The sequence below is a fragment of the Neoaquamicrobium sediminum genome, assembly GCF_040970315.1.
Classification (GTDB): Bacteria; Pseudomonadota; Alphaproteobacteria; order Rhizobiales; family Rhizobiaceae; genus Aerobium; species Aerobium sediminum.
Map to the genome: position 1 here is coordinate 21,231 of NZ_JAZHFV010000018.1, position 8,526 is coordinate 29,756.

Below are 8,526 nucleotides of genomic sequence, written 5' to 3' on the forward strand. Positions count from 1 at the left end.
CCTCGAAGGACGCACAATAAGGCACGTTGCAAATGGACCAGAAAGTCGAGAACACGCCATACGACGTTGAGGCGATCCGCCGCGACTTCCCGATCCTGTCGCGCGAGGTTTACGGCAAGCCGCTCGTCTATCTCGACAACGGCGCTTCGGCGCAGAAGCCGCAGGCCGTGATCGACGCGGTCTCCCACGCCTACAGCAACGAATACGCAAACGTGCACCGCGGCCTGCACTTCCTGTCTAATGCGGCTACCGACGCCTACGAGAAGGCACGCGAGACGGTGCGCGGCTTCCTCAATGCCGAAAGCATCGACGAGATCGTCTTCACCAAGTCGACGACGGAAGCCATCAACACCGTTGCCTATGGCTGGGGCATGCCGAACATCGGCGATGGCGACGAGATCGTGCTCTCGATCATGGAGCATCACTCCAACATCGTGCCGTGGCATTTCATCCGCGAGCGTCAGGGCGCGAAGCTCGTATGGGTGCCGGTCGACGATGAAGGGGCCTTCCACCTCGAGGATTTCGAAAAAAGCCTGACCGAGCGCACCAAGCTCGTGGCGATCACCCATATGTCGAATGCGCTCGGCACCGTCACGCCGGTCAAGGAAATCTGCCGCATCGCCAGGGAACGCGGCATCCCGACGCTGATCGATGGCAGCCAGGCCGCCGTCCACATGCCGGTCGACGTGCGCGACATAGGTTGTGACTGGTACGTGTTCACCGGCCACAAGGTCTACGGGCCGTCGGGCATCGGCGTGCTTTACGGCCGCAAGGAAATGCTGGCCGCCATGCGTCCCTTCCAAGGCGGTGGCGAGATGATCGAGAACGTCACCGAGGAAACGGTGACCTATAACGACCCGCCGCATCGCTTCGAGGCCGGCACGCCGCCGATCGTGCAGGCGATCGGCCTTGGCGCCGCGCTGCAGTACATGCAGGGCATCGGCCGCGAGCGCATCGCCGCGCATGAGGCCGAACTCACCGCCTACGCGCACGAGCGCCTGCGCGGCATCAACGCGATGCGCATCTTCGGCAACGCGCCGGGGAAGGGCGCCATCGTCTCGTTCGAGCTGGAAGGCATCCACGCGCATGACGTCTCGATGGTCATCGACAGGTCGGGCGTGGCGGTCCGCGCCGGCACCCACTGTGCCCAGCCGCTGCTCAAGCGTTTCGGCGTGACCTCGACATGCAGGGCCTCCTTCGCCATGTATAACACGAAGGCCGAGATCGATATCCTGGCCGAAGCGCTGGAAAAGGCGCGCACATTCTTTGGATGATGATGATGGACGAAACGGCAGCACACACGGAAAACAGCGAGGCGCAGCCTGCGAATGACGCTGCTTCCCGCTCCTCCATTCCCCAGGACGAGCTGGCGCGGCTGACGGACGACATCGTCGGTGCGCTGAAGACGGTCTATGATCCGGAGATCCCGGCCGACATCTACGAGCTCGGCCTGATCTACCGCATCGACATCGAGGACGACCGCTCGGTCAAGATCGACATGACGCTGACGGCCCCCGGTTGCCCGGTCGCGGGCGAGATGCCTGGCTGGGTAGAGAATGCGGTCAGCTCCGTGGAAGGCGTCTCCGGCGTCGACGTCAAGATGGTGTTCGACCCGCCCTGGACCCCCGACAGAATGTCGGAAGAGGCCCAGGTGGCGGTAGGCTGGTACTGACGGCCGACTTGCAGATATCCCGAATCTTCACCATCTTCGGGGTACGACAATCATTCCGCCGGCTTTGAACCGGCGCGCAATGGAGAAGGAAATGGGCAGATTTCAGGTGATGACGATGACCGACGCAGCCGCAGGCCGCGTGCGCGAGATCGTGGACGCCCGTGACGGCGCGAAGGGCATTCGTGTCGGCATCAAGAAGGGTGGTTGCGCGGGGATGGAATATACCATCGACCTGGTAACCGAACCGGAGGCGAAGGACGACCACGTCGAGCATGGCGGCGCCCATGTCTGGGTCGCGCCGGAGGCCGCTCTCTTCCTGCTCGGCACCGAGATGGATTTCGAGAAGACCACGCTACGCACCGGCTTCACCTTTCACAACCCGAACCAGTCGTCTGCCTGCGGCTGCGGTGAATCCGTCGAACTGAAGCCCGCCGACCTTAAGGCGCTGGCCGAAGCCCGCGCGGCAGCCGACGCGGCCTGAGGCGGCAATTACGCCAGGGGCGGCAGCCTTCTCCGTACCGGCTGTGCTTTCACGATGGCAGTGTTGGTTTCCGCTTTTTCGGCGATCCGGTCGAGAATCCTGTCCAGATGCTCCATGGAGCGGATGTAGAGCCGCGCGATGAAGCAGTCGTCGCCCGTGACCTTGTCGCACTCGACGAGTTCGGCGACCTGATCCAGCAGGTTCTGGACGATATGCAACTGGCCTGGCAGCGGCCGGATACGCACGATCGCCTGCAGCGTATAGCCGAGAGCGCTGGGGTCGACATCCAGTGTGAACGCGCGAATCACTCCGCGCTCCTCCAGTCGTTTCAGGCGCTCCGAGACGCTGGGAGCCGAAAGATTGACGCGCTGGCTCAACTCTTTGAGCGACAGCCTCGCATCATCTGCAAGCGCTATCAGGATGTTGCGGTCCGTCTCATCGATCATTGTTTTTCCTTAGGCGATAGACCAGGCGCGGCACGAAAATATTAGGCGTTTGCCGCGATTTGCCTTCCAGATAGCATATAAAATCCCCGACGGCAGGGGCATCCTCGGTGACAGGTTCATCGAGGCACTCCCCCATGCAACACCCCATCCTCCAAGGCTCCGCGAAAATGACGGCGGCCATGCTGATCTCCGGAACCATTGGCTGGTTCGTGCTCATGTCAGGACAGGGCGTCACCAATGTGGTGTTCTGGCGCTGCGTGTTCGGGGCAGCCACGCTGTTCGTGGTGTGCCTGGCGCTGGGCCTCTTTCGCCGTGACGTTCTCTCCTCGCGCTTCCTCGTTCTCGCCATGCTCGGTGGTGTCGCGATCGTATTGAACTGGCTTTTGCTGTTTGCGTCCTATTCGCGCGCCTCGATTTCCATCGCCACGGTTGTCTACAACACGCAACCTTTCATGCTGGTCGCGTTCGGTGTCTTCCTGTTCCGGGAACGGATTACATTCGACAAACTGGGCTGGCTGGGGCTCGCATTTGCAGGGATGCTACTGATCGTGCAGGCGAGGGGTGGCAGCGCCTACGCCGCCGGCACGGACTATCTTGCCGGCGTGGCACTGGCCCTTGGTGCCGCCTTTCTTTATGCGATCGCCGCGGTCGTCGCGAAATATCTGAAAGGTATCCCGCCGCACCTGATCGCGTTCATCCAGGTCAGCGTCGGCGTGGTTCTTCTGGCGCCGCTTGCCGATTTCGCGGCGCTGCCTGCAGGTGGCGTCGAGTGGTCGAGCCTTGCCGCGCTCGGCATCGTTCATACCGGTCTGATGTATGTGCTGCTTTACGGTGCGATCCAGCAGCTTCCCACGAGCCTGACGGGTGCGCTGTCGTTCATCTACCCCGTTGCCGCAATCTCGGTGGACTACTTTGCCTTCGGGCATCAGCTCCAGGGCATTCAGCTTTTCGGGTCGGCCGCAATATTGCTCGCGGCCGCAGGCATGAACCTCGGATGGTCGCTGCCTCGTCCGTCCAAGGGCAAATGCACCGCCGACCCGATGGCGGCCGATCGCAGTGAGCCTGATGCCGCGCAGGCAGGCTTAGTCCACCCACAAGCCACGCTTCCTGTGCCAGTCCGCGATCGACTTACTGGGGAATAGCTCGAAGGTTGCGTCACGCTCGCGAATGTCGGGCTCGACCCATGACGCCTTGTATTTCAGCATCAGATGGACGCGCTCGGGCGCTGCCGGCAGGTCGGTATCGATGGCGGAGGCGAAGGGGTGAACGAGGTCCGGCCAGGTGGGATCGTATAGCCACAGCGCCGTCCCGCAGTTGCGGCAAAAGCGGCGCTCGCCTGTCGATGTCTCGCAATGCGGCCGTTCGTCATCCTGGATCTCGGCACGATAGAGCCCGAGATGTCCTTCGCCTTCGACTGTAAGCGTCTGTGCATCGGCACCGAGGTTGATCGCATATCCGCCACCGCCCTGCTGTTTGCGGCAGATCGAGCAGTAGCAGAGCTGGTAGGGTACCGGCGTATGGCTCTGCACCTCGAAGCGGACCGATCCGCAACGGCAGGAGCCTTTCAGGAGCATAGGCATCGCGGCTTTTCTCCGTGTCGCGTTTGCTGCACTCTAACGCCGCCGTAAGATTTTTGTTTCTCTCGACGTGTGGACCCGGGCATGGACAACGACGCGATCGCCGACCTCTTTTCGGGGCTCGGCCGGGTGACGATCCGGCGCATGTTCGGCGGCAAGGGAATTTATCACGAGGGCCAGATCGTCGCGCTCGAGGTGGGCGGCGACATTCTGCTCAAGGCGGATGCGGTGAGCGCGCCCGACTTTGCGGCGGCCGGGTCATCCCAATGGGTCTATGAGGGCCATATCAGGAAAGGGCCGGTCGCCATGCCGTACTGGTCGATTCCCGACAGCGCGCTCGACGATCCCGAAGAGATGACGCATTGGACGCGCAACGCCTACGAGGCGGCGCTGCGTTCGCGCAAGAGTGGGAAAAAGTAACCCGCGCTCTGAGACGCTCGCCTGTCGGCTATGGCGTCATGGACAGGCGTAGGGCCAATTCCGGGCCTTATTCGCGTATGACGGGTGCAAGGCAACTGCAGATTACCGCATCGGCGGAGGGCCTACACTTTCCTGCCTTCGTCATCCTCGGGCTTGACCCGAGGATCCATGCAGGGACGTTGAGCCCATTGCCGGCCGTTGAAATCAGACCCGTGCGGGAATCTTCATGAACGCCGGCATATCGTCGCCGAAGCCGATCGGCGAGGGCTCGTCGTCTTCGCGCCGCCAATTGTTGTTGCGGCCGCCTCGGTCGCGCCGATTGTCATCCTCGCGCTGGCGCGGCTGTTCCGGCTTCGCCTTGCGTTCGGCATTGTCGGCCTTGATCGCCTCCCGGCGCGCCTGCTTGTCTTCGGCGGGCGCTTCCTCAGCCACCTGAATGGGTTCGGCAACCGCTTCTTCGGCTTCGTCACGGCGGGCGCGCTTCTCACCGCGCGGCTTGCGCTCGCCGGACGATGCCCTGCCGCGTTCGCGGCCCTTGCCTCGGCCCCGACGGGGTGCTTCTTCCTCGGCGTCGTCCTGGGCGACTGTCGAAAGGTCTCCGTCCATCCACTCGATCTCCTTGCCGATCAGCTTCTCGATCGCATCGAGATACTTGCCATCGGAGCGTGTCACGATCGTGAAGGACTTGCCGGAACGTCCCGCGCGGCCGGTGCGGCCGATACGGTGGACATAGTCCTCGGCATGGATAGGCACATCGAAATTGAAGACGTGGCTGACATCGGGGATATCGAGACCGCGCGCGGCGACGTCCGAAGCCACCAGCAGCTTCAGCTTGCCTTCGCGGAATGCCGCCAGCATGGCCATGCGCGCGCGCTGGTCCATGTCGCCGTGCAGTGCGCCGGCATCGAAATCGTGCTTAACCAACGAGCGGAAGAGTTCGGAGACGTCGACCTTGCGATTGCAGAAGATGATCGCATTCTTGAGTTCATCTTCCTCGGCGCGGATCAGCTTGCGCAGGGTTTCGCGCTTGTCCCAGCCCTTCGACTTCGACTTCACGAGCCGCTGGACGATGTTGACCCCGGTGGAAGCGGCCTTCGAGACCTCGATGCGCACCGGAGCCTGCAGGAACTGCTCGGTGAGCTTGGTGATCTCCGGCGGCATCGTCGCCGAGAAGAACAGCGTCTGCCGAGTGAACGGTATAAGCTTCGCGATCCGCTCGATGTCGGGAATGAAGCCCATGTCGAGCATCCGGTCCGCCTCGTCGATGACGAGAATGTCGACACCGGTCAGCAGCAGCTTGCCGCGCTCGAAATGGTCGAGCAGGCGGCCGGGCGTCGCGATCAGCACGTCAGCGCCGCGCTCCAGCTTCTTTTCCTGCTCGTCGAAGGAAACGCCGCCGATCAGCAGGGCAATATTGAGCCGGTGGTTCTTCCCGTATTTGACGAAGTTTTCCTCGACCTGAGCCGCAAGCTCGCGGGTCGGTTCGAGGATCAGCGTGCGTGGCATGCGGGCACGGGCCCGGCCCTTTTCGAGCCTGGTGATCATAGGCAGGACGAAAGCGGCCGTCTTGCCGGTGCCGGTCTGAGCGATGCCGAGCACATCCTTGCCCTGGAGCGCATGCGGGATGGCGCCGGCCTGGATCGGTGTCGGGTTAACATATCCGGCGTCGTGGACGGCGGACAGAACCTTCTGGGAGAGGCCGAGATCGGCAAAAGTGACCTCAGGAGCCTCGACTGTGGTTTCGGCTTGAATGTCGGTCTGGTTGTCTGATGACACGTTATGGCTGTCTTTGCTGGTTCGCGAGTTTGGGACGCCGCCGCACAATGCGTCCATCAAATCCGGCGCACGGCGCTCGGATACCTGTCGGTGGCGTTAAGGCGCGATTGCCGCAATGTCAACGGCGGCAGCCGGAAAAGGCCCGGAAATGGCGGCTTTTGACGAGATATGATTAAGCCGTGGGCAGATTTCAATAGCGAAACTGCTCCGTGAGGATGCGCTCGTCCCAGGAATGGCTCTCGTCGAAGAGAAGCGTGACCGTGGAGCGTCGCGACTCGCGCACGCTGACTGAGGTCACAGATTTGACCTCGACATGGTCGGCAACCGCATTCACCGGGCGCTTGTCGGCTTCCAGAATATCGAAACGCACATTCGCATGGTTCGGCAGCAGCGCCCCGCGCCATCTACGCGGGCGAAACGGGCTGACCGGCGTGAGCGCGAGCAAGGGCGCGTCGAGCGGCAGGATCGGCCCGTGCGCCGAGAGGTTGTAAGCGGTGGAGCCCGCAGGCGTGGCGACCATGACACCGTCGCAGATCAGTTCGTCGAGCCGCACCTTGCCATCGACGGTGATGCGTATCTTTGCCGCCTGCGCCGATTGCCGGAACAGCGACACCTCGTTAATGGCGCGGCTCGTCCGTGGCGCGCTGTCAGCGGTCTCGACGTCCATCACAAGCGGGCGGATCGTCTCGGGTGTGGCGGCGGCAATGCGCGCGAGCAGGTCGCCTTCCGAATATTCGTTCATCAGGAAGCCGATGGTGCCGCGGTTCATGCCGTAGATCGAGCGACCGGAATCCATGTTGTCCTGGATCGCCTGCAGCATGAAACCGTCGCCGCCCAGCGCCACGACGACGTCTGCATCCTCAACACGGCTCTGGCCATAGAGCGCTGCAAGCCGCGCCGCCGCCTCACGAGCGTCGTCGCTTTCTGCCGCGATGAAGGTGAGGGCAATGTTTTCGTCGGGCATGGATTTCCGGCGGATAAGAGCCTGCGATGGAGGCGGGTGCGGGAGGCGTAGCACGGCGCGGGCACCGAAGAAAGCGGCAGGCGCGTCGCCAGCATTCCGCCCCGCCAAGCACATTCCACTTTACTGCTTGGCAATTTATGCTAACCCGCTACGCAATGCCCTTGTAGCTCAGTTGGTAGAGCACCTGATTTGTAATCAGGGGGTCGGCGGTTCGAGTCCGTCCGGGGGCACCATCTTTTCCGATCCGCGACAAGCTGACTTTCAGGGTCAATCTGGTGGCGGCGTTTGTTCCCCACGCTCTGCCCTCCAATGCCGCCAGCGCTGCTGCCTTATCATGCGATCGGCCGCCGCGACGTTCGATGTCGCGGCGGCCGATCTTGTTTGAGCTCCGTGTAAAGCGGAGTGACCTTACTGGGCGATGTCTGTGAGGCTGGCCGATTGGCGCGGACCGGCTTCGCAGCCTTCCCTGCCGATGGTGCAGACCGATACGCTGGCGGTGCCAACAACCGCCGAACCCTGGCGGAAGTGGACGTAGAGCCGGGTGGCGGGATCATAGGCGATCTCGCTGCCCTGGTGGTCCACGAAGGCCGCGAAGGTCACCGGCGTGTTCGAGGCCGCCTCGAAGGTGACCGAGCTTGCCCGCGCGCCGATGCAGGTGCTGGTCGCCGGATCGGTCCGGCAGATCGACATGCCCGCAGGCAGTGCCGAAGCCACACCGGCAACCGGCGACAGCGACAGTTCAGCCGTCAGTGTCGCATCCGCGCCGGCATTGTTCACCGCGACAGTGGTGAAGCTGCCGCCGCCTGCGGGGACCCGCAGCATGCCGTCATTGCTCGGTGTCACCACGGCGGAGACGAGCTCGACGCGGTTGCTGCCGACCAGTGCTGCGGCAGGCTGAGACACCTGCTGCGAACAGGCCGCAACCGTGACATCGCGTGTATCGCCGGACTTGGTCGCCGAAGCCCCGGCCGACGTGCCCTGCTGCAGCGGAACAGGTGCCGCAGCCAGGCGGGCCGGAGACGGCGTGTCCGATGCGTAGGTGGTGACGCTTGCGGCAGAGGCTATCGGCTCGACCGGTGTTGCCTCAACGGAGTTTGCGCCGACCGCATAGGTGCCGCGACCCGGCTCGCCGCCCACGATGTTCAGGCGGATGTTGCCGCTGCGGTTGCCGTAGCCGGCGATCGCGATCT

Annotated in this window: 10 protein-coding genes and 1 tRNA gene; 6 read left to right on the forward strand and 5 right to left on the reverse strand. The window is 63.1% G+C overall.

What is annotated here, in order from left to right:
- Window positions 1-32: 32 nt before the first annotated feature.
- The 3 genes from V1479_RS25355 to sufA all read left to right on the forward strand — a co-directional run bounded on the left by V1479_RS25355 (window position 33) and on the right by sufA (window position 2,153).
- Window positions 33-1,274: a cysteine desulfurase gene (locus V1479_RS25355; protein ID WP_368805296.1), complete on the forward strand. Its 1,242-nt coding sequence runs from the start codon at window positions 33-35 to the stop codon at window positions 1,272-1,274.
- 5 nt (window positions 1,275-1,279) lie between these two features.
- Window positions 1,280-1,672, forward strand: coding sequence for an SUF system Fe-S cluster assembly protein (locus tag V1479_RS25360; protein ID WP_438620920.1), 393 nt, complete (start codon window positions 1,280-1,282; stop codon window positions 1,670-1,672).
- A 91-nt stretch (window positions 1,673-1,763) separates the two neighbouring features.
- Window positions 1,764-2,153, forward strand: a complete 390-nt coding sequence (gene sufA / locus V1479_RS25365; protein ID WP_368805298.1) for a Fe-S cluster assembly scaffold SufA — start codon at window positions 1,764-1,766, stop codon at window positions 2,151-2,153.
- An 8-nt stretch (window positions 2,154-2,161) separates the two neighbouring features.
- On the opposite strand, the gene V1479_RS25370 is transcribed toward sufA, so the two are convergent.
- Window positions 2,162-2,599: an Lrp/AsnC family transcriptional regulator gene (locus V1479_RS25370; protein WP_368805299.1), complete on the reverse strand. Its 438-nt coding sequence runs from the start codon at window positions 2,597-2,599 to the stop codon at window positions 2,162-2,164.
- Window positions 2,600-2,733: 134 nt separating this feature from the next.
- On the opposite strand from V1479_RS25370, the gene V1479_RS25375 reads away from it, so the two are divergent.
- Complete coding sequence (locus V1479_RS25375) at window positions 2,734-3,741, forward strand: DMT family transporter (protein ID WP_368805300.1); 1,008 nt, start codon at window positions 2,734-2,736, stop codon at window positions 3,739-3,741.
- On the opposite strand, the gene V1479_RS25380 is transcribed toward V1479_RS25375, so the two are convergent.
- Window positions 3,682-4,179 (reverse strand): GFA family protein, encoded by a 498-nt coding sequence (locus V1479_RS25380; RefSeq protein WP_368805301.1) that lies wholly within the window; start codon window positions 4,177-4,179, stop codon window positions 3,682-3,684. The two genes, V1479_RS25375 and V1479_RS25380, sit on opposite strands and share 60 nt — an antisense overlap.
- Before the next feature lie 81 nt (window positions 4,180-4,260).
- On the opposite strand from V1479_RS25380, the gene V1479_RS25385 reads away from it, so the two are divergent.
- Entirely contained in the window at window positions 4,261-4,596 is a 336-nt protein-coding gene (locus V1479_RS25385) for a TfoX/Sxy family protein (RefSeq protein WP_368805303.1), read from the forward strand.
- Between the two features lie 204 nt (window positions 4,597-4,800).
- On the opposite strand, the gene V1479_RS25390 is transcribed toward V1479_RS25385, so the two are convergent.
- Window positions 4,801-6,372: a DEAD/DEAH box helicase gene (locus V1479_RS25390; RefSeq protein WP_497831764.1), complete on the reverse strand. Its 1,572-nt coding sequence runs from the start codon at window positions 6,370-6,372 to the stop codon at window positions 4,801-4,803.
- Between the two features lie 190 nt (window positions 6,373-6,562).
- Window positions 6,563-7,336: an NAD kinase gene (locus V1479_RS25395; RefSeq protein WP_368805304.1), complete on the reverse strand. Its 774-nt coding sequence runs from the start codon at window positions 7,334-7,336 to the stop codon at window positions 6,563-6,565.
- A 157-nt stretch (window positions 7,337-7,493) separates the two neighbouring features.
- Between V1479_RS25395 and V1479_RS25400 the strand changes: the two genes are divergently transcribed.
- Window positions 7,494-7,569 (forward strand) — tRNA-Thr (locus V1479_RS25400).
- Between the two features lie 175 nt (window positions 7,570-7,744).
- Here V1479_RS25400 and V1479_RS25405 read toward each other — a convergent pair.
- Window positions 7,745-8,526, reverse strand: a 782-nt coding sequence (locus V1479_RS25405) for a hypothetical protein (RefSeq protein WP_368805305.1), incomplete at its 5' end; no start/stop codon positions are given.

Excerpts from the sequence above, each read along its gene's own strand:
- V1479_RS25355 (WP_368805296.1), top strand. The coding sequence starts at position 33 with ATGGACCAGAAAGTCGAGAACACGCCATACGACGTTGAGGCGATCCGC.
- V1479_RS25360 (WP_438620920.1), top strand. The coding sequence starts at position 1,280 with ATGGACGAAACGGCAGCACACACGGAAAACAGCGAGGCGCAGCCTGCG.
- sufA (WP_368805298.1), top strand. The coding sequence starts at position 1,764 with ATGGGCAGATTTCAGGTGATGACGATGACCGACGCAGCCGCAGGCCGC.
- V1479_RS25370 (WP_368805299.1), bottom strand. The coding sequence starts at position 2,599 with ATGATCGATGAGACGGACCGCAACATCCTGATAGCGCTTGCAGATGAT.
- V1479_RS25375 (WP_368805300.1), top strand. The coding sequence starts at position 2,734 with ATGCAACACCCCATCCTCCAAGGCTCCGCGAAAATGACGGCGGCCATG.
- V1479_RS25380 (WP_368805301.1), bottom strand. The coding sequence starts at position 4,179 with ATGCCTATGCTCCTGAAAGGCTCCTGCCGTTGCGGATCGGTCCGCTTC.
- V1479_RS25385 (WP_368805303.1), top strand. The coding sequence starts at position 4,261 with ATGGACAACGACGCGATCGCCGACCTCTTTTCGGGGCTCGGCCGGGTG.
- V1479_RS25395 (WP_368805304.1), bottom strand. The coding sequence starts at position 7,336 with ATGCCCGACGAAAACATTGCCCTCACCTTCATCGCGGCAGAAAGCGAC.